Source organism: Vreelandella sp. ssv, assembly GCF_059448525.1.
Window position 1 is genome coordinate 502,849 of the sequence record NZ_CM182545.1, and the last position, 20,696, is coordinate 523,544.

Consider the following 20,696-nt stretch of genomic DNA (forward strand, 5'->3'; position numbering starts at 1 on the left):
GAATGAACGGCAGACCAACGCGAGCGAATTGACTGCATGAAAATCAAGACCCTTGGAATGGCGGCACTCTTGCTGGCAGGCGCCAGCGGCGCCCAAGCACAATCCTTTGATGTTTCAGACATTCGAGTGGAAGGACTGCAGCGGGTATCCGCCGCCTCGGTCTTCAATGCATTTCCGGTAAGCGCCAATGAGCATGTCAGCGAAGCGCAGTTAGCTGCTGCTGCCCGTGACTTGTTTGCCACCGGGCTTTTTGACGATGTCTCTCTGGCCCGCGAGGGAGACGTGCTGATCATTCAAGTCGTCGAGCGTCCGACCATTGCACGGCTGGAGATTAGCGGCAACGATCAGATATCCGAAGAAGATTTACGCAATGGTTTGCGTGAATCGGGACTCTCGGAAGGCCAAGTACTGGAGCTCTCCACGCTTGAAGAGATTCAGCGTGAACTAGAGGGCGTATACCAGTCTCAGGGTCGTTATAGCGCCAGTATTGATACTGAAGTTGAAGAGGTTGATGAAGGCCGCGTTCAGGTCAATATCAATATCAACGAAGGTGAAGTGGCCAAGATTCGTCAAATCAATATCGTGGGTAATGAAGCCTTTGACGATGAAACGCTACGTGAGGTATTCGAACTAAATGATCGGCCAGGGCGTATTTTTGGCTGGTTCTCAAGCAATGAGTACTCCCGTGAAGCGCTATCCGGTGATATAGAACGACTACGTTCATTCTATTTGGATCGTGGTTACGTCAACTTTGATGTGACATCGACTCAAGTGTCGATTGGCCCGGAAAAATCCGAAATTTTTATTACCTTGAACGTTGATGAAGGCAACCAGTACCGCGTTGGCAATATTCGTTTCGCAGGCGACCTGCAGATCAGCGAAAATGAAGCCCGCCAGCTGCTGACTGTCGAAGAGGGTGAGATTTTTTCCCGCGGTGATGTCAATACATCTACGGAAGCGCTACGCCAGCGTTTAGGCGCTGAAGGTTTCGCCTTTGCTGATATTCAGGGCGTGCCTGAAATGTCAGACGATGGTGAAACGGTTGATCTGGTCATTGCCGTTAATCCTGGCGAGCGTGCCTACGTGCGTCGCATCGAGTTCTTCGGTAACACCACGACTCAGGATGAAGTGCTACGCCGTGAGATGACGCAGTTGGAAGGCGCACCTGCTTCCACCGAAGCCATTACACAATCGCGTCAGCGTTTAGAGCGCCTGGGCTTCTTTAGTCAAGTCGAGGTGGATACGCAGCCTGTGCCGGGCGAACCTGACTTACTCGACGTCACCTATACCGTTGAAGAGCAGCCTTCAGGCTCCGTTTCTGCAAGCGTTGGTTTCTCGCAAAGTGCCGGTGTTATTTACGGCGTCGGCCTATCGCAGAACAACTTCCTGGGCACGGGTAACCGGGTCAACGTGGGCGCGCAGCGCAGTGATACTTTTACCAGCGTTAACTTCGGTTTTACCGACCCTTACTGGACCCTGGACGGGATTTCTCGCGGTTATAACCTGTTCTACCGCGAAACCGACTATGCCGACTCAGATATTTCGACCTTCTCGACGGATGCCTATGGTGCCGGAATCAACTTCGGTTACCCCGTTAGCGAGCTGTCGCGGCTTAACTTCGGTGCCAGCGTTGAAGATTTAACAGTCAAAACCTACTCCGATACTGCCTCGGAAATTCGCCGCTATGTTGAAGATGAAGGTAAAAATGCTCAAAGTCTGAAGCTAACTGCCAGTTGGACTCGTAACAACCTAAACCGCGGCATCATGCCGACGGATGGTAACTACCAGCGTCTGTCGGTAGAAACGGGCGTCCCCGGTAGCGATGCAGAGTATTACAAACTGCGCGCGCGGGCTCAGCAGCTTTTCCCAATTAACAATGACGAGACCTGGGCGTTCAAATTTACCGGCAATGTCGGCTATGCCGATACGCTGGGTGGTAACGATCCTTATCCGTTCTATGAAAACTTCTACGCGGGCGGCCTAGGCTCAGTGCGTGGCTTTACGTCGAATACCCTTGGTCAACCCACTACGCCTGCAACTGAAGGCGGCCGGGATCGTACCTTGGGCGGTAACGTTTCAATTGAAGGCAGCGCCGAGATCATTTTCCCGATGCCCTTTGTTGAGGACCAGCGTGCGCTGCAAACATCGCTGTTCTTGGATGGCGGTAACACGTTCCTGAGTTCGTGCTACGACGTGCTTGCAGAAGACGCCGGCCGTCAGCAGTGTAACTCCGGTGTTGATCTTGGTGATTTACGCTACAGCGCCGGTATTGGCCTCTCTTGGCTGACGCCGGTGGGCCCGCTGACCTTTAGCGTCGCCGAACCATTGAACGATGAGAGCGGAGACGATACTCAGTTCTTCCAGTTCTCACTGGGGCAAACGTTCTAAGGGATGATTGTTCTAAGAGGCAATTATTCAAAAGGGCAGTCGTTCTAAAATTGCTAGTCCGCGTGCCATGGTGGTGCGCACTAGCGTGACCTAAGGAGTTAACACAATGCGTAAACTGACAGCGGTTGTATGCCTGTTGGGCGCGATGATTTTGCCTGCCCACGCTGCAGAAGTCGCCGTATTGGACTGGCGCGCGGCGCTGATGAACACTCAGTCCGCGCAAGCTTCACTGAGCAGCCTTGAAGGGCAAATCGGTAATCAGCAGCGTGAAGCTCAGAACCTGGGCAATGAGCTCCAGCAGCTCCAGCAGCGTCTTCAGAACGAAGGCGAAGCCATGGCGGAGTCCCAGCGCGAATCATTGATTGGCGAGCTGCAGCAAAAAGGCAGCCGCTTTGAACAGCTTCGTCAGGAAGTGATGCAGGCCCAGCAACGCTCTGAGCAGCAGTTCTTAGAGGGGGCTGAGGCGAAGCTGGAGCAGGCGGTTGCGCAGGTGCTCGAGCGTCACGACATTGATGTACTGGTCGAGCCCCAAGGTGTACTGCACTCAGGAGTTGATCTGCCTAATGTGACCGATGAAGTCACGCAGATATTTGACACCTTGAACTAATTTTAAACGATGATTGGTGTGGCTAGGCCACACCAAAGCTTCTTTAGGCTCCCATGACGCACGCTTCACATCACCTTACCCTCGCAGACATTGCTCGCCATTTGGGTGTTGCCGTTAGCGGTAATGCCCAGCAGCCGATACGTGGTTTGGCGACGCTAAAAGAAGCGCAGCCGGATCAAGTGGCTTTTCTGGCCAATCGCGCCTATTTGAAAGATTTGGCAACGACGAAAGCGGCGGCGGTACTGCTGCACCCTGAACATGGCAAACACTGCCCGGTCCCGCGTCTTGAAATCGATAATCCTTACTTGGGCTACGCCAAGCTATCCCAGCTGTTTGATCCATTGCCGGCTCGCGACGTCATTGGCATTCACCCAACTGCGGTAGTGGGTGAAAACGTAGTGCTAGGCACTGATGTTTCCATTCAGGCGCATGCGGTGATTGAGGCCGGTGTAGTGCTGGGTGACCGCGTAGTGGTTGGGGCTGGCAGCGTTATAGGAGCCGACAGTATTATCGGTGAAGCGACGCGCTTGCATGCCAATGTCACTCTCTGTCATGGCGTTGTGATTGGTAAGAGGGGAATCTTGCAAAGCGGCTGTGTAATCGGCGGTGATGGGTTCGGCTTTGCTCATGACGGCGCGGGCTGGCATAAAATTGCCCAGCTGGGGGGCGTTGTGCTCGGTGATGACGTTGAAGTGGGGAGCTGTTCCAGTATTGATCGCGGTGCCCTAGGCGACACGGTAATTGGTGACGACGTCAAAATTGATAGTCAGGTACAAATTGCTCATAACGTGATCATTGGCGACCACAGCGCTCTAGCGGGCTGTGTCGGTGTTGCAGGCTCTACCAAGGTTGGTAAGCACTGTATGCTGGGCGGTGGTGTCGGTTTATCTGGTCATTTGACCATCTGCGATGGCGTGCAGGTGACGGGAATGAGCTTGGTAACGAACTCAATCCATGAGCCAGGGGTATACTCCTCCGGAACTGGAGCCATGCCCAATGCTCAGTGGCGAAAAAACGCCGTACGTTTTAAACAGCTTGACGACATCGCTAAGCGCTTAGCGAGACTGGAAAAAAAGCAACGTGATTAGTAAACGGGCTGAGTCATCACTGAGTGATTTACCCGCTGTTGGCTTGAGGCTAGGTAGCAGCGCGGTATAATCCTCAGCCTTTTAACCAGCAGGCGTGCTGGTATTTGCCTGACGCTCTTCAGGAGTTGCAGGTTTTTTGTCATTTTAGAGGTCGCTACGATGGTTATGGATATTAATGAAATTCGCGAATACTTGCCCCACCGTTATCCCTTTTTACTGGTGGATCGAGTAACGCAACTGACCACTGGCGAATCCATCGTTGCGTACAAAAATGTCAGCATTAATGAACCGTTCTTCAACGGCCACTTTCCCCATCATCCGATTATGCCCGGTGTGTTAGTGCTCGAAGCCCTTGCTCAGGTATGCGGCATTCTTGGTTTTAAAACGGTCAATAAATTACCTGCCGATGGCTACGTTTATTATCTGGTCGGCAGTGATAATGTGCGCTTCAAGCGTCCGGTGATGCCGGGTGACAGGCTCACCTTGGAAGCTGACGTGATTAAAGGTAAACGGGGTATCTGGAAGTTTGCATGTCGAGCCACGGTTGATGGTGAGCTGGCCTGTGAAGCGGAAATCATTTGTGCCGAGAGGAAGGTGGCTTGATACATCCTACTGCACTGGTCGACCCGACGGCTCGCCTTGCTGAGGACGTTGAGGTAGGCCCTTTTAGCATCATCGGAGCAGATGTCACTATCGGCGCTGGCTCGGTCATTGGCCCGCATGTGGTGGTTAAAGGCCCTACGACGCTAGGCGAGCGTACGCGTATCTTTCAGTTTGCCTCGGTAGGTGAAGACTGTCAGGATAAAAAATACGCTGGCGAGCCGACGCGTTTAGTGATGGGCGACGATAACGTTATACGCGAAGGCGCCACGATTCACCGTGGCACCGTTCAGGACCGTAGTGAAACCACCATTGGTTCTCGCAATTTGTTTATGGCCTACGTCCACGTGGGTCATGACTGCATCATTGGTAGCGACTGCATTTTAGCCAACCAGGTGACCCTGGCTGGCCACGTGACCGTTGGCGATCATGTGATTCTAGGTGGCTTGGCGGCGGTGCATCAATTCTGCCACTTTGGCGATCACGCCATGGCCGGTGGTGGTTCGATTATTACTAAAGATACGCCCGCGTACATTATGATTAATGGCAATCCTGCAGAAGCTCGTGGTCTCAACCTCGTGGGCTTGAAGCGGCGTGGCTTTAGCCGCGAAGCGATTAGTGCATTAACTGCCGCGTATAAAATGGTCTATCGTCAGGGGCTGACGATCGAGCAGGCGCTTGTTGAAATGCGTAGTCGCTTTGAACTACCTGAAGTTGAACATTTTGCCGCCTCTATTGAGCGCTCGACCCGCGGCATCACCCGCTAACCTATGTTACATCGTCTGTGATCTTGCAATGATGACCCTGCACCGCGTCTACCTCGTGGCCGGAGAGCTCTCCGGCGATATCCTTGGCGCTGGGCTGATGCGTGAACTCAAAGCACGTCATCCAGATGTCGAGTTCCGCGGTATTGGTGGGCCGCGCATGCAGGCAGAGGGCATGGAGAGCCGCTTCCCTTTAGAGACCCTCGCGGTAATGGGGCTGGTTGAAGTGCTCAAGCACCTCCCAGAGCTGATCCGCGTGCGTCGCACCCTAAAAGCCGAAGCCTTGGCCTGGCAGCCAGACATTATGCTCGGCATCGATGCGCCTGATTTCAATTTAGGGCTGGAGCGCCAGCTTCATGAAGCGGGTATTACCACCGCCCACTACGTGAGCCCTTCCGTGTGGGCGTGGCGACAGGGGCGGGTCAAAGGTATTGCCAGGTCGGTAGACGGCATGCTGACACTGCTCCCCTTTGAAGCCGCCTTCTATCGCGAACACCGTGTTCCCGTCGCCTTTGTGGGTCACCCTCTGGCCGACGAAATGCCGTTGGAAAATGACCGAGTTGCCACCCGCCAAGCGCTGGAGCTGGGGCCTGATAGCCAAGTGTTGGCGCTGCTGCCAGGCTCCCGGGCCAATGAAATTCGCTTTTTGGGTGATACCTTTCTTAACGCTGCCGAACAGCTATGCCAGCGCCACCCATCGCTGCAAGTGGTGATTCCTGCGGCCACACCTGATCGTCGTCGTGAAATCAGCGCACTTCTGACTAATTACCCGCTGCTGATGGAGCGTACTGCGTTGCTAGATGGTCAAGCCCGCGAAGCGATGGTGGCTAGCGATGTTGTACTGCTGGCCTCGGGCACCGCCGCGCTGGAAGCCATGCTATGTCACCGCCCCATGTTGGTGGCTTATAAGATGGCACCAGTCACTCACTGGTTGGCGAAACGAATGGTCAAAACCCAGTGGGTATCGCTGCCCAATCTGATTGCCCAGGAGACGCTGGTGCCTGAACTGATTCAGGACGCCGCCTCGCCAGAGGCTATTGCCGACCAGCTCAGTACCATGCTGTCAGATGAGGCAGGCCGCCATGCGTTGGAAGCGCACTTTGCCGAGATGCATGCCACCCTCCAGCGCAACGCCAGTCGCCGTGCCGCTGAGGCGATCGGCCTATTGGCAGCAGGTCAGCCTCTGGAGACTGCTGATGACCATTGAACACTGGTTGATTGAGCACAAGGATTATACGACGCTTGAAATTGCCTATAGCGGCGAGATGTTAGCGGGAGTGGATGAAGTAGGGCGTGGCCCGCTAATCGGCAGTGTGGTCGCGGCTGCGGTGATTCTTGACCCAGCTAAACCGATTGAAGGTCTCAGCGACTCCAAAAAGCTCACTGCACGCAAGCGTGAAGCGCTGGACAGCCAGATTCGCGAGCGAGCGTTAGCCTTTGCCGTGGCAGAAGCCAGCGCCGCCGAAGTGGATGCACTGAATATTTACCACGCCACCCACTTAGCCATGCGTCGAGCCATTGATGCACTGGCACCGGCGGCGGAATATCTACTTGTCGATGGCAATAAATTACCTGGTCATCTGCTGCCTGGGCAGGCCGTGGTGAAGGGCGATGCGCGTCACGCGGCCATCGCTGCCGCTTCAATTCTGGCCAAGGTTGCGCGGGATGCCCAAATGGTTGCCTTGGATGAGTGTTATCCTGAGTATGGTTTTGCGCGCCATAAAGGCTACCCGACCAAAGAGCACCTGACGGCGCTTGCAGCTCACGGGCCCCTGGCCGAACATCGTCGTAGCTTTTCGCCGGTGCAGCGTCAGTTGGCGCTGCTTTAACGTATTTCTTCTTCATCTAGCGTATTTCTGAGAGTCTCATGACGGTCCCGTTCGTTCATTTACGTTTGCACAGTGAATACTCCCTGGTCGACGGCCTGGTTAAGCTCAAATCGCTGGTCAGCACGACCGCTGAGCGGGCGATGCCAGCGCTGGCGCTGACGGATGAAACTAACCTGTTTGGTTTGGTTAAGTTCTACAAAGCCGCCCAAGGGGCGGGATTAAAGCCGATTATTGGCAGCGATTTATGGCTGCAAAACCCCCACGACGAATCGCACCCCTATCGGCTAACGCTGCTGGCCATGAATGACGTTGGCTATCGCAATCTTACCGAATTGATCTCGAAAGGCTGGACCCATGGCCAGCGGCAGGGGCGCGCCATTCTCGATAAGCAGTGGGTATTAGAGCAGAGCGAAGGCTTGATTGCGCTTTCCGGTGCGCGGGAGGGTGAGATTGGCCGCCACCTGCTCTCTGATCATGAGCCTGAAGCGCGCCAACTGCTGGAAGAGTGGCAGGTAGCGTTTCCCGAACGTTTTTATTTAGAGTTAGTTCGCACCGGGCGCCCATTGGAAGAGGCCTGCGTTCACGCTAGCGTCAAGCTGGCCATTGAAACAGGCACACCGGTGGTAGCGACCAACGACGTTCGCTTTTTAGAGCGCGATGATTACTGGGCCCACGAAACCCGCGTCGCCATCGGCGAAGGCAAAGCGTTGGATGATCCACGCCGTGAACGCCGTTACACCGAAGAGCAGTACCTAAAAAGCCCCGACGAGATGGCGGCGCTGTTTGCGGATATTCCCGAAGCGCTGGAAAACAGCGTGATGATCGCTGAACGCTGCAGCGTGAACGTGCGTCTGGGCGAGATTTTCCTGCCCGAGTTCGAAATTCCTGAGGGCATGACCCAGGATGAGTTCTTCCGCAAGGTCTCTCACGATGGTCTGACGGATCGACTCGACTTTCTCTTCCCTGTTGAGCGCTATCCCCGCGACAGCGACGAGTACAAGGCGATCGACCAGCGCTACCGCGATCGGCTGGAGTTTGAGCTAAACGTCATTATCCAGATGGGCTTTCCTGGCTACTTCCTGATCGTAATGGACTTTATTCAGTGGGCCAAGGACAACAGCGTGCCGGTAGGCCCGGGTCGTGGTTCCGGTGCTGGTTCGCTGGTGGCCTATGCACAAAAGATTACCGATCTGGACCCGATCGGCTATGACCTGCTGTTCGAGCGCTTTCTGAACCCGGAACGTGTCTCCATGCCCGACTTTGACGTCGATTTCTGTATGGAGAAACGCGATAAGGTGATCGAGTACGTGGCCGAGCGCTACGGGCGCAATGCGGTTTCTCAGATCGTTACCTTTGGCACCATGGCCGCCAAGGCCGTAGTGCGTGATGTTGCACGCGCTCAGGGTCGCCCCTACTCGCTGGGCGACAAGCTTTCCAAACTGATCCCCTTTGAAGTGGGCATGACCCTGGCCAAAGCCATTGAGCAGGAGCCCGCGCTCAAAGAGTTTATCGGCAACGATGAAGAAGCCGAGGAGATCTGGGAGATGGCCCTCAAGCTTGAGGGCACCACCCGGGGTACCGGTAAGCACGCCGGAGGCGTGGTCATCGCACCGACCAAACTGACTGACTTCTCGCCGCTGTTGTGCGACGAAGATGGCTCTGGCTTGGTGGTGCAGTTCGATAAAAACGATATCGAAGAGGCGGGGCTGGTCAAGTTCGACTTTCTGGGTTTGAGGACGCTGACGATTATCGACTGGGCACTGGAGATGGTCGATAAGGTGCGCAGCGTTAATGGCCAGGGGCCGCTCAAAATCGAGAGCATCCCGTTGGACGACGCGCCGACCTTTGAAATGCTCAAGCGCGCTGAAACCACGGCGGTATTCCAGCTTGAATCTCGCGGCATGAAAGAGCTGATCAAGCGCCTGCTGCCCGACTCGCTGGACGATATGATCGCTCTGGTGGCATTGTTCCGCCCTGGCCCGCTGCAGTCGGGCATGGTGGATGACTTTATCAACCGTAAGCACGGCCGGGCGGAAGTCTCTTATCCCCACCCTGATTACCAGCACGAACTGTTGAAACCCGTGTTGGCGCCTACCTACGGCATCATCCTCTACCAAGAGCAGGTCATGCAGATCGCTCAGGTAATGGCAGGCTACAGCCTCGGCCAAGCCGATATGTTGCGCCGGGCCATGGGTAAGAAAAAGCCTGAAGAGATGGCCAAGCAGCGCGACGGCTTCATGGAGGGTTGTGCTGCCAACGGTATCGATAAAGACCTCGCCGGTAACATCTTTGACCTAGTAGAGAAATTCGCCGGTTACGGTTTTAACAAGTCGCACTCGGCCGCCTACGCCTTGGTTTCCTACCAAACTGCGTGGCTAAAAGCCCACTACCCGGGGCCTTTTATGGCTGCGGTGATGTCCACGGAAATGGACAACCTGGATAAAGTGGTACCGCTGATTGAGGAGTGTCGCAACCTCAAGCTCACTGTGACTCCACCCAATGTTAACGTCGGTGGTTATAAATTCACCGTCGATACCGATGCGCGGGTAGTTTACGGCCTGGGCGCGATTCGCGGCGTGGGCGAAGGCCCGATTGGCGCCATTGTCGAAGCCCGTGAGGCAGACGGCCCGTTTAAGGATATCTTCGACTTCTGTCGTCGCATGGATCCCAAGCGGATGAATAAGCGCACTCTGGAAGCACTGATTCGCTCCGGCGCGCTGGATACCATCGGTCCCAATCGCGCGGTGCTTTTTGCAGCCATGGAAGACGCGTTGAAAGCTGCCGCCCAGAACCATACCAATCAAAACCTGGGTATGCTGGATATGTTCGGCGATGCCTTCGTTGAAGCCGACGACAGTGATAGCAACGTTTACGCTGAATATATCAACGCCCGAGAGTGGACCGATCGCGAGCGTCTCTCCGGGGAGAAAGACACCTTAGGGCTTTACCTGACGGGGCATCCGATCGACGAGTACGAGCGCGAATTAAAGCGCTTTGTCTCGACGCGGATCAGCGATTTAAAGCCCTCCCGCGATCCCCAGCGTGTGGCAGGTCTGGTGGTCGGCGTGCGTACCATGAAGTCCAAGCGCGGCGATACCATGGCGTTTATTACCCTGGATGACCGCACTGGCCGTATTGAAGCTTCGCTGTTTGGGGAGCTATTTGAACAGTTGCGCGGTCAGATTGAGGCCGATCAAGTGCTCATTGTAGAGGGCGAGGTCTCCAGTGATGAATTCTCGGGTGGCCTGCGCCTGCGGGGTAAAGACGTTACGCCGATGGTGACGGCGCGTATTCGCTACGGCCAATCGGTGGAACTGGCGCTGGACGCCGAACAAATCAATGGCCGCTTAATTGAAACCCTGCGCGACAGCTTGACGCCGTATCGCGATCAGGAAGGCTTACCGGTACGTCTGCAGTACCGCCACCCGGCAGCCGTGGCGTGGTTGGAACTCGCCGATGAGTGGAAAGTCGCCCCGAGTGACGATTTACTGCTGGCGCTGCGGGATGTGCAGGGCCAGGCGGGCGTGCAGCTACGTTATCGTTAAAAAGTATCGCCAACGGGTAATCGAGCGAGCACCCACCTTGCGTAGCAGGGTCAGGGTGCGATAATGCTCTCTATACTCTTTACACACATATGCATGCTTATTTTGACCAGGCAGAGCCGATGAATCCTAATTATCTCGATTTTGAACAGCCCATTGCCGAACTTCAGGCAAAAATTGAAGAGCTGCGTTTGGTCAGCTCTGATAGCCAAGTGAACCTTTCTGACGAGATCTCTCGGCTGGAAGAGAAAAGCCGTAAGCTGACGGAATCGATCTTCAAGGATTTGACTCCCTGGCAGGTTTCGCAAATATCTCGTCACCCCCAGCGGCCCTATACGCTGGACTATCTTGAACACATCTTCACCGACTTTGACGAGTTACACGGTGATCGCAATTTCGCCGATGATGCAGCGCTAGTGGGTGGCATAGCGCGGTTGAACGACGCGCCGGTGATGGTGATTGGTCATCAAAAAGGCCGCGATGTAAAAGAGAAAGTGCGTCGTAACTTCGGTATGCCGCGCCCCGAGGGCTACCGCAAAGCGTGCCGTCTGATGGAAATGGCCGAGCGCTTCAAGATGCCGATTCTAACCTTTATCGATACACCAGGGGCTTATCCCGGCATCGATGCGGAAGAGCGTGGCCAATCAGAGGCCATCGCCTATAATCTGGCCGTTATGTCGCGACTGAAAACACCGATTATCTCTACCGTGGTCGGTGAAGGCGGCTCCGGTGGCGCGCTTGCCATTGGCGTATGCGACGAGCTGCAAATGCTGCAGTACTCCACCTACTCGGTGATCTCGCCGGAAGGCTGTGCCTCGATTCTGTGGAAGAGCGCCACCAAAGCCTCTGACGCCGCTCAGGCCATGGGAATTACCGCTGAACGGCTAAAAGAGTTGGGTTTTGTCGACTCACTGATTAAGGAGCCGCTTGGTGGTTCTCACCGCCACCCGCTCACCACCGCTGAACGGGTCAAGGAGGCGCTGACCGCCAGCCTGGAGCGTTTGCAGGCGATGGACACTGACGCGCTGCTTGAGCGTCGCTATAAACGTTTAATGAGCTATGGCGCCCCAGCCGCTTAATTTGCTGCAAGGCTTACTCAATGACGCCCTGGCGGAAACCCCGCCGGGGCGCTCTGTTTGGGTAGCACTCTCGGGTGGTTTGGACTCCTGCCTGCTGCTCACATTAGCCGCAGAAGTCTGCGAGCAAGCAGACCGTCGCTTGCAGGCCATCCACATTAACCACGGCCTTCAGGCGGCAGCGCAGACGTTCGAAGCACACTGCCGAGAGATGTGTGTGCGTTTAAACGTGCCGCTGACAGTGGTCAATGTAGCGGTAGATGCCAAGGGCCAAGGCATCGAAGGCGCCGCCCGCAATGCCCGTTATAAGGCCTTCTTTGCGACCATTCCAGCAGGGGATACGCTTTGGCTGGCCCAGCACCAGGATGATCAGGCGGAAACCTTTCTGCTTGCTGCCCTGCGCGGCAGTGGCGTACGCGGTCTGGCGGGCATGCCGTGCCGGCGCGCTACCAACGGGGTGACGCTGGTGCGTCCATGGCTAACGGCGCGACGGGCCGAGCTTGAAGCCGCGTCGCAAACGCTTGCACTGACCTGGTGCGAGGATCCCACTAATACCGATATCACGTTTGACCGTAACCGGTTGCGCCACCGGGTGCTGCCTGCGATGCGCGAGCGTTGGCCTAATGCATCTGCTGCGCTGGCGAGTAGCGCTGCTCATGCCAGCGAAGCAGATGCCGTGCTTGCCGAGTACCTAGAAGCGGAGCTAGCGGAACTTATGAGCGCACAGGCGCAGCTGGATGCGATCGCCTTGATGCAGCGCTCACGTCCGCGCCAGCGGCTGTTGGTGCGCGCACTTTGCTATCAGCAGGGCTTGCCGACGCCGCCCCAGAAGCGCTTAGAGAGCCTGTTAGACCAGCTATCAGCTAAAGCAGGTGCCGAAGTATGCGTTGAGTGGCCGGGCGCTCAGGCGCGCCTGTGGCGCCAGCGGCTCTACTTGATGGCTCCCGTTGACGCGCTGCTAACCTGGGAGGCTAGCTGGAATGGCCAAACGCCGCTGAATACGCCTTTAGGACCACTAGGCTGGCAAGTGGCGCCATCTTCACTGCTTTCGCAGCCATCTTTTCAGATGTTCAGGGTCACCTGGCGGAAGGGCGGGGAGGTCATTCAGCTCGCCGGGCGAGGTCGGCGTGATGTAAAGCGGTTGCTTCAAGAGGCTGATGTGCCGCCCTGGGAGCGCGAGCGTCTGGTGGTCATTATGCAGGCTGATGCCTGTTTAGGCGTGATTAGCCCCCCCGACAAGCTGCTATGGCAGGCCGAGGGGGTCGTTTTTACACGTATGACTTCGTTTCTTGAATCACAAGTTTGAAGCCAGCGGCATCCATGAAGGCTTGCTCTTGCTCTAAATCGGTACTTAGCAGAGTGGGTTCATCGCTGTCGGGCAGTGTAATCGTCAGGCTGTCGCTATCGGCACTTATCTCAGGCAGTGAGGGAGCAGTTTCAGGGCGCGAATGGTTGAGCAGTACAGCTAATCGCAGCAGCCGGGCGAGCTTCTGAGTGACTGCCTGCTGTGCTTCAGGCAGCGCCTGCCACTCTTTGAGCGGAAATTTGCGCCGATGGGCGCGCACTAAAAACGCCAGCTGTCGCTGTTCTGGACGTGAAAATCCGGCGAGATCAGAGTGTTCCAGTAGGTAAGCGCCGTGGCGATGAAACTGACTATGGGAAATCGCTAGGCCGATTTCATGCACGTGACTGGCCCACTGCAAATAACGCGCTTGATCAGGGTTCAGCGACCACGCATGGCGTACCTGATTAAATAAGCGCTCGGCAGTGTCGGCAACGTTGAGCCCTTGTCGAGTATCCACATCGTAAGTGCGTTTCAGCGACTCCAGGCTTTTTGAGCGAGAATCTTCCGCACTATTGCGCCCGGCCATGTCGTAAAGCACCCCTTCCCGCAGGGCGCCGTCGGCGAAGCGCATCTGGGTTAAATCAAAAGCTTCAAAAATCGCCCCAAGAATGGCAATGCCTGCTGGGAAGACTTTGGCGCGATCGGCTTTGAGGCCTTCCAGCTCGACTTTATCCAACTGCTTGCACTTCAGCAGCCGCTCACGCAGTTTTTTCAATCCGCCACGGGTGATAACACCCTCGTGAGGCGTATCGCCGTAAGCGTAAAGTACGCTGGCGGTGGCCTTGATCGTGCCGCTGGAGCCGACCGGGTCATCCCAACCCAGGCGCTGATAAGGGCGCTGAATATTGGCCAGTTCCGAAAGGGCGGTCAGTTCGGCTCGGCGCATACGTTTTTCATTTAACTCGCCGTCAGGGAAGAAACGGCGGGAGAATGTAACGCAGCCCATGCGCAGGCTTTCCAGCGCTTTAGGCTCAAATGCTTCGCCGATAATGAATTCGGTTGAGCCACCGCCAATGTCGACGATTAAACGGCGTCCATTTTCTGCCAGTGCGTGGGCGGCGCCCAAATAGATGAGCCGAGCCTCTTCGCGACCGGCAATGATTTCGATGGCGTGACCCAGCTGGGCCTCGGCACGCTCGATAAAGGCCTGGCTGTTATCGGCGTCGCGCAGGGCGTTAGTGCCGACAATGCGCAAATTGGCGCTAGTAATGTCGCTTAAAAACGGCGCGAAGCGGCCCAAACAGTCCAGCGCGCGCTGCATCGCCTCTTCGGTGAGCAGACCGTTATCGTCTAAACCCGCGGCGAGCTGCACTTTTTCACCCAGTCGAGCCACCACCTGGAGGCGTTCATGCTGGTAGTTGGCCACCAGTAGGTGAAAGCTGTTAGAGCCCAGGTCTATAGCGGCGAAACGCTGCGGTGCACCGCTGTCAGCCTCGGCGTTAGAGGCGGCAATGGGGAGCGAAATGTCCTTGGGCATGAGCTTTCCTTCGAGTTAACTGTGCCAAGGTTGCGGTGACCTTTATCTATTGTCAATTGCAAAGGCTTGCGTTTGTCGCGGGGCTTGACTACCATCGAGCTACTGGCTTGATCTGACCTGATTAGTTAGTGTGTCCACAAGCACTTCGTTGTAAGGATGTTTTAGATAGACGGCTTGAATAGACAGTTTAGATAAATCATCTTGCATGCGTCGTTCAAGTGCGGCACCTTGGTCGCCCCAGACGTTATTCATTGTTTATCCCGTTAGCGTCAGCCAGAATTCCAAGTCGTCAGATAGCCCACTGGTTCAACCACTCTCCTGTGGGAATCAGATTAAACAAGTGTTAGCACCCTCGAGTTGAGTCTTAACGATGACAAGCAGTAGCGTTGTTAGTTAAGTCCAACCCTGTTCCTTTCATCTTCGAGCGCGTGCCTTTACCGGGATCTGAACGCATCACACGGCGTCACTTTCACGCCTCCTGTCTTACTCCCGGCGCCTGGCGCCCAGCTTCCATGAGCAACTTTCTAACACACCGATGAATCTCACTGAACTCAAGCAAAAAACCGTTCCCGAGCTCCTCGATATCGCCCGTGAAATGGGTATTGATAACTTGGCCCGTTCGCGCAAACAGGACATCATTTTCGCCATCCTCAAGAAACACGCCAAAAGTGGCGAGGATATTTACGGCGACGGTGTGCTGGAAATTCTTCAGGATGGCTTCGGCTTCCTGCGTAGCGCTGACAGCTCGTATCTCGCCGGTCCCGACGATATCTACATATCGCCTTCCCAGATTCGCCGTTTCAATCTGCGCAAGGGTGACTCCATTTCCGGCAAAATCCGTCCACCGAAGGAGGGGGAGCGCTACTTCGCCCTGCTGAAGGTCAGTCAAATCAACTTTGACCGTCCGGAGAATGCCAAGCACAAGATCCTGTTTGAGAACTTAACGCCCCTGTTCCCAGATGATCGTATGCGTATGGAGATCGGTAACGGCTCCACGGAAGACCTTACCGCGCGGATCATCGATCTAACCGCGCCGATTGGTAAAGGTCAACGTGGCTTGCTGGTATCGCCGCCCAAAGCGGGTAAAACGCTGATGTTGCAAAACATCGCGACCTCCATCACGCGCAATAATCCAGAGTGTCATCTGATCGTCCTGCTGATCGATGAGCGCCCTGAGGAAGTGACCGAAATGTCGCGCACCGTGCGTGGCGAAGTGGTGGCGTCGACCTTTGATGAACCACCAGCCCGTCACGTACAAGTGGCTGAAATGGTCATCGAGAAAGCCAAGCGTTTGGTTGAGCACAAGAAAGACGTGGTCATCCTGCTTGACTCGATTACCCGCTTAGCGCGTGCTTACAACACCGTGGTACCGAGCTCCGGCAAAGTGCTCACCGGTGGTGTCGATGCCCACGCCCTTGAGAAGCCGAAACGCTTCTTTGGTGCGGCGCGTAACATCGAAGAGGGCGGCAGCCTGACGATTATCGCCACGGCGCTGGTCGATACTGGCTCCAAGATGGACGAAGTCATCTTCGAAGAGTTCAAGGGTACCGGCAACATGGAAGCCCACCTGGACCGCAAGCTGGCAGAGCGTCGCGTATTCCCGGCGATCAATATCCGTCGCAGTGGCACCCGTCGTGAAGACCTGTTGGCCTCTGAAGATGAAATGCAGCGCATGTGGATTCTGCGCAAGCTGCTCAATCCGATGGAAGACACCGCCGCCACTGAATTCCTGATTGACCGTCTGAAAGATACCAAGACCAATCTTGAGTTCTTTGAAGCGATGAAGCGCCGCTAGCTTGTAGCCAAAAAGAGCGCCGCTAACGCGGCGCATTCGCCAGCCAGGGAGCGTACCTTGAAGTACAAAGACTTGCGTGAGTTCATCTCAGCGCTTGAAGCGCAGGGTGAGCTTAAGCGTATCCATGTCGAAGTCGATCCTTACCTGGAAATCACCGAAATTTGCGACCGCACGCTGCGTGCCGGTGGCCCGGCGTTGCTGTTTGAGAACGTCAAAGGCCACGACATGCCGCTGTTGGGCAACCTGTTTGGTACGCCCAAGCGGGTCGCACTGGGCATGGGCCAAGAATCGGTCGAAGCGCTCAGAGAAGTGGGTAAGCTGCTGGCGTTTTTGAAAGAGCCTGATCCGCCAAAAGGCTTGAAAGACGCCTGGGACAAGCTGCCGATCTTTAAGCAAGTGCTCAGCATGGGACCCAAAAACGTCAAACATGCGCCGGTGCAAGAGGTGGTGTATGAAGACGACGAGGTCGACCTTGGCCTGTTGCCAATTCAGCACTGCTGGCCGGGCGATGCAGGGCCGCTGGTCACTTGGCCATTAGTAATTACTAAAGGGCCGAACAAAACGCGGCAGAATCTAGGGATTTATCGTCAGCAGAAAATCGGCAAAAACCGCCTGATTATGCGCTGGCTCTCTCATCGCGGCGGCGCCTTGGATTTTTTGGAGTTTCAAAAAGCCCATCCTGGCGAGCCTTTCCCGGTCGCGGTCGCGCTCGGTGCCGATCCGGCGACGATTTTGGGCGCCGTGACTCCCGTGCCAGATTCACTCTCAGAGTATGCTTTTGCAGGGCTGCTGCGCGGTTCGCGTACTGAGCTGGTGAAGTGCGGTCATGCAGATCTGGATGTGCCTGCATCAAGCGAGATTATCCTTGAAGGCTTTATCTACCCGGACGACATGGCAGCGGAAGGCCCCTTTGGTGACCACACCGGTTACTACAATGAGGTCGACCACTTCCCGGTATTTACCGTCACGCGGATGACCATGCGCCGTGATGCGATATATCACTCGACCTACACCGGGCGACCACCGGATGAACCCGCGATCCTTGGATTAGCGTTGAACGAAGTGTTCGTGCCGATCCTGTGTAAGCAGTTCCCCGAAATTGTCGATTTCTACCTGCCGCCGGAAGGCTGCTCTTATCGCATGGCAGTCGTGACGATGAAGAAGCAGTACCCGGGCCACGCCAAGCGCGTCATGATGGGGGTATGGAGCTTTCTGCGCCAGTTCATGTACACCAAGTTTGTGATTGTGCTGGATGACGACGTGGATGCTCGCAATTGGGAAGACGTGATCTGGGCGATTACCACTCGGATGGACCCCGCACGCGACACCGTGATGGTCGAGAATACGCCGATTGATTATCTCGATTTCGCTTCGCCGGTTTCGGGCCTTGGCTCGAAAATGGGGCTTGATGCCACCAATAAGTGGCCGGGAGAAACCGATCGTGAATGGGGCACTCCCATTGTGATGGACGAAGCGGTTAAAGCGCGCGTAGATGAGCGCTGGGAAGCGCTGGGGATTGGCCTGGAATTGCCTCCTTCCCGCCACGGTAGTTAACACAACAGTTGATCATACGGCGTATCGCTGACCGAATTTGTTAAAAGAGGCTTTCATGAGTGCAAGGACGTTGACTTGCCAAGTCACCGAGGTTGAAAACTTAAACCCCGATGTGTTTGGCGTAACGCTAGCCGGGCGCGCCGAAGCCATGCAGCATGCCCCGGGGCAGTATTTAGAGCTTAAAATAGACGATACCACATGGGTGCCGTTTTCCATCGCCAGCGCGGAGCGTGGCGATGGCATCATTGAGCTGCATATTCAGCACTGGCCGGAGCGTGACAACTCCGCTCGATTACGCGAGCTGCTTCAGGTGGCCAACCAGCTCACGCTGCGCTTGCCCGGCGGTGAATGTGTGCTGGACCGCGAAAGCGAAAGGCCTTTGCTGTTGATCGCCGCGGGAACCGGCTTTTCGCAAATGAAGGCCATCATTGAAGCCGCGCTCCATGAACAGCCCGAACGAGAAATTTCACTGTGGTGGGCCGCCCGAGAGCACCGCGACCTCTACTTAGAGCAGCTGGCAAGTGAATGGGCACAAACTCATGCAAATGTCTCTTTCCATGCGGTCACCGAACTGCCGTTGGAAGAACCGTTGGCAGCGGGAAAGCGCATTAGCCATCACCAGGGGCGCATTGACCAAGTCTTAAAAGCCGCTGAGATGTCTCCGGACACCCACGATGTTTATATATCAGGCTCGCCCGGGATGGTCTATGCCTGCCTGGATGTGCTCGACACTAAAGGTGTGCCGCTAGAGCGAGTATTTTCGGATGTGTTTGCCTATGCCCCCCGAACTGCTTAATATTTCGTTTAATCTTTTTGCTCCCCTGACATAGCATTGCGAAAAACGGAGGCTAATATGGCCCATCACGATGAAAATTTTAAAGATAATTCTGGTTTTCTGGCCATTTTGCTAGGTGTCGTTGTGCTGGTGGGCATGTCGGCACTGCCCGCTACGATTGGTTGGGTACAAGCTTTTGGCGGTTGAGTGTTGCCATTTGCAACGCTTGCAGGCAGGATAAATTCATAACGCCATTGCGGCGGCCCAATACGCTCTTACTAACCTGATTCTACAAATCGGAAATAGCGATGCAAACTCTAGCGTGCCTTCTTACTGTCAATACTCTGCCTACAATGGCTGGGTATGGCGGTGCGCGCGCTGTAGCTTATTGGTATTGGTTTAGCCACGGTGTGCCCTTGGCCGACGCCTAATGTCGCGCCAGCAGGCACACCACTCGGTTGCCTGCCGCAAGCATCGAGCCCCGGTCGGTAACCCCGCCGGGGCTTTTGGCGTTTTAGGGCTATCTATTTCAAGGTATTCAAGGGTTAGCGAATTTCGTCGACCGTTATTCATCACTATTTCATCAAGGAGCAGCATCATGATTTATCGCGCACTGACTAACGCTTTCGCAACCGGCTATGTGGTCTATGGCTTCGGTTGGCGATTTAGCGACGCGCGGTCGGTGCTAGCTGCCACCTCCGACCGTGTGAGCCTGGGTGGTCATACAGCCTTACGATGTCATACGATTGCGGAGAATTAATCATGAATGCGCCCATTAGTCCTAGTTTAAACACGACCACCGTTACTTCCACGCTAACGCCGTCTACGCCTATATCCCCTGCAAGAAGGCTGCCTACCCCCGCTGAACTGCGTCAGCGTGTTTCGATAAGTGACTCGTTAAGTCAACAAATTGGCCGCCAGCGCCATGCCGTTCAACAGATTTTGAGTGGCCATGATGACCGCCTACTCGTGGTCGTTGGCCCTTGTTCTATTCACGACCCCGACGCTGCGCTTGAATACGCCGACCGTTTGGCAGCGCTAAGTGAAGAGATAAGCGAACAGATTTTACCCGTCATGCGCGTCTACATTGAGAAGCCGCGCACCACCGTGGGCTGGAAAGGGCTGGCCTATGACCCGGATTTAGATGATAGCGGCGATATGCCTCGCGGGTTGGCGCTCTCACGTGAGTTGATGCACGCAGTGGCCGCCCGTGGCTTACCGGTGGCCACCGAGCTTTTACAGCCGATGCTGGCACCTTATCTAGACGATTTGCTGAGCTGGGTAGCAATAGGCGCGCGCACCACTGAATCGCAGCTGCACCGTGAGCTTGCCAGCGACCTGGCGGCGGCGGTGGGGTTTAAAAATGCCACTAGCGGCGACGTTCAAGTCGCCATCGATGCCATGAGCGCGGCGGCCCACCCGCACCAGCGCTTTGCGGTAGATTCCCAAGGCCACCCGATCGTCCAGCAAACTACGGGCAACCCACACACCCACGTGGTGCTACGTGGTGGACACGGTGAGCCCAATTATCAGGCACACCATGTGCAGGCGGCCGCTTCTGCGCTGCGTAACGCCGGGCAAAACCCTCGGTTGATGGTGGATTGCAGCCACGCCAATGCACGCAAAGATCACCGTCGCCAGAGTGAAGTCATGTTGGATATTCTCGCTCAGCGTCAGGCGGGCGATGCCAACCTAGTAGCGCTAATGCTGGAAAGCCATCTGTTCGAAGGCAAGCAGCCGCTCAAGCCCGGCACTATGCGCTACGGCGTATCGGTCACCGACGCTTGTGTGGGCTGGGAAACGACTGAGCACTTACTCAAAACGGCTGCAGAGCGTTTGGCGTAATTGCATTTGTA

At 55.6% G+C, this 20,696-nt stretch carries 17 protein-coding genes; 16 read left to right on the forward strand and 1 reads right to left on the reverse strand.

The window, feature by feature from the left end; genetic code table 11:
- The first annotated feature begins 36 nt into the window (after window positions 1-36).
- The 10 genes from bamA (at window position 37) to tilS (ending at window position 13,200) form a co-directional block, all read left to right on the forward strand.
- Window positions 37-2,388 (forward strand): outer membrane protein assembly factor BamA, encoded by a 2,352-nt coding sequence (gene bamA, locus AC5TBW_RS02405; RefSeq protein ID WP_495510546.1) that lies wholly within the window; start codon window positions 37-39, stop codon window positions 2,386-2,388.
- Window positions 2,389-2,494: 106 nt separating this feature from the next.
- Window positions 2,495-2,995, forward strand: coding sequence for an OmpH/Skp family outer membrane protein (locus tag AC5TBW_RS02410; RefSeq protein ID WP_495510547.1), 501 nt, complete (start codon window positions 2,495-2,497; stop codon window positions 2,993-2,995).
- A gap of 53 nt (window positions 2,996-3,048) precedes the next feature.
- Window positions 3,049-4,083: a UDP-3-O-(3-hydroxymyristoyl)glucosamine N-acyltransferase gene (lpxD, locus tag AC5TBW_RS02415; protein WP_495510548.1), complete on the forward strand. Its 1,035-nt coding sequence runs from the start codon at window positions 3,049-3,051 to the stop codon at window positions 4,081-4,083.
- Between the two features lie 159 nt (window positions 4,084-4,242).
- Window positions 4,243-4,686, forward strand: coding sequence for a 3-hydroxyacyl-ACP dehydratase FabZ (gene fabZ / locus AC5TBW_RS02420; protein WP_495510549.1), 444 nt, complete (start codon window positions 4,243-4,245; stop codon window positions 4,684-4,686).
- Entirely contained in the window at window positions 4,683-5,450 is a 768-nt protein-coding gene (lpxA, locus tag AC5TBW_RS02425) for an acyl-ACP--UDP-N-acetylglucosamine O-acyltransferase (RefSeq protein ID WP_495510550.1), read from the forward strand. The genes fabZ and lpxA overlap by 4 nt, the downstream gene beginning before the upstream one ends.
- Before the next feature lie 31 nt (window positions 5,451-5,481).
- Window positions 5,482-6,654 carry a lipid-A-disaccharide synthase gene (lpxB, locus tag AC5TBW_RS02430; RefSeq protein WP_495511901.1) on the forward strand — a complete coding sequence of 391 codons (1,173 nt, stop codon included), beginning with the start codon at window positions 5,482-5,484 and terminating at the stop codon, window positions 6,652-6,654.
- Window positions 6,644-7,276, forward strand: a complete 633-nt coding sequence (rnhB, locus tag AC5TBW_RS02435) for a ribonuclease HII (RefSeq protein WP_495510551.1) — start codon at window positions 6,644-6,646, stop codon at window positions 7,274-7,276. The genes lpxB and rnhB overlap by 11 nt, the downstream gene beginning before the upstream one ends.
- 38 nt (window positions 7,277-7,314) lie before the next feature.
- A complete protein-coding gene (dnaE, locus tag AC5TBW_RS02440) occupies window positions 7,315-10,821 on the forward strand; it encodes a DNA polymerase III subunit alpha (protein WP_495510552.1) in 3,507 nt (1,168 codons plus the stop codon).
- A 119-nt stretch (window positions 10,822-10,940) separates the two neighbouring features.
- Window positions 10,941-11,897, forward strand: a complete 957-nt coding sequence (gene accA / locus AC5TBW_RS02445) for an acetyl-CoA carboxylase carboxyl transferase subunit alpha (protein WP_035564846.1) — start codon at window positions 10,941-10,943, stop codon at window positions 11,895-11,897.
- Entirely contained in the window at window positions 11,878-13,200 is a 1,323-nt protein-coding gene (gene tilS, locus AC5TBW_RS02450; protein WP_495510553.1) for a tRNA lysidine(34) synthetase TilS, read from the forward strand. The genes accA and tilS overlap by 20 nt, the downstream gene beginning before the upstream one ends.
- On the opposite strand, the gene ppx is transcribed toward tilS, so the two are convergent.
- Complete coding sequence (gene ppx, locus AC5TBW_RS02455) at window positions 13,163-14,716, reverse strand: exopolyphosphatase (protein WP_495510554.1); 1,554 nt, start codon at window positions 14,714-14,716, stop codon at window positions 13,163-13,165. The two genes, tilS and ppx, sit on opposite strands and share 38 nt — an antisense overlap.
- Window positions 14,717-15,251: 535 nt before the next feature.
- Here ppx and rho point away from each other — a divergent pair.
- The 6 genes from rho to AC5TBW_RS02485 all read left to right on the forward strand — a co-directional run bounded on the left by rho (window position 15,252) and on the right by AC5TBW_RS02485 (window position 20,685).
- Window positions 15,252-16,511, forward strand: a complete 1,260-nt coding sequence (rho, locus tag AC5TBW_RS02460; protein ID WP_007111700.1) for a transcription termination factor Rho — start codon at window positions 15,252-15,254, stop codon at window positions 16,509-16,511.
- A 57-nt stretch (window positions 16,512-16,568) separates the two neighbouring features.
- Window positions 16,569-18,065 carry a 4-hydroxy-3-polyprenylbenzoate decarboxylase gene (gene ubiD, locus AC5TBW_RS02465; protein ID WP_495510555.1) on the forward strand — a complete coding sequence of 499 codons (1,497 nt, stop codon included), beginning with the start codon at window positions 16,569-16,571 and terminating at the stop codon, window positions 18,063-18,065.
- Window positions 18,066-18,120: 55 nt separating this feature from the next.
- Entirely contained in the window at window positions 18,121-18,861 is a 741-nt protein-coding gene (locus tag AC5TBW_RS02470) for an NAD(P)H-flavin reductase (RefSeq protein ID WP_495510556.1), read from the forward strand.
- A 57-nt stretch (window positions 18,862-18,918) separates the two neighbouring features.
- Entirely contained in the window at window positions 18,919-19,047 is a 129-nt protein-coding gene (locus AC5TBW_RS02475; RefSeq protein ID WP_495510557.1) for a hypothetical protein, read from the forward strand.
- A 391-nt stretch (window positions 19,048-19,438) separates the two neighbouring features.
- Window positions 19,439-19,600, forward strand: coding sequence for a hypothetical protein (locus AC5TBW_RS02480; RefSeq protein WP_495510558.1), 162 nt, complete (start codon window positions 19,439-19,441; stop codon window positions 19,598-19,600).
- A gap of 2 nt (window positions 19,601-19,602) precedes the next feature.
- Window positions 19,603-20,685 (forward strand): 3-deoxy-7-phosphoheptulonate synthase, encoded by a 1,083-nt coding sequence (locus AC5TBW_RS02485; RefSeq protein ID WP_495510559.1) that lies wholly within the window; start codon window positions 19,603-19,605, stop codon window positions 20,683-20,685.
- Window positions 20,686-20,696 lie beyond the last annotated feature (11 nt).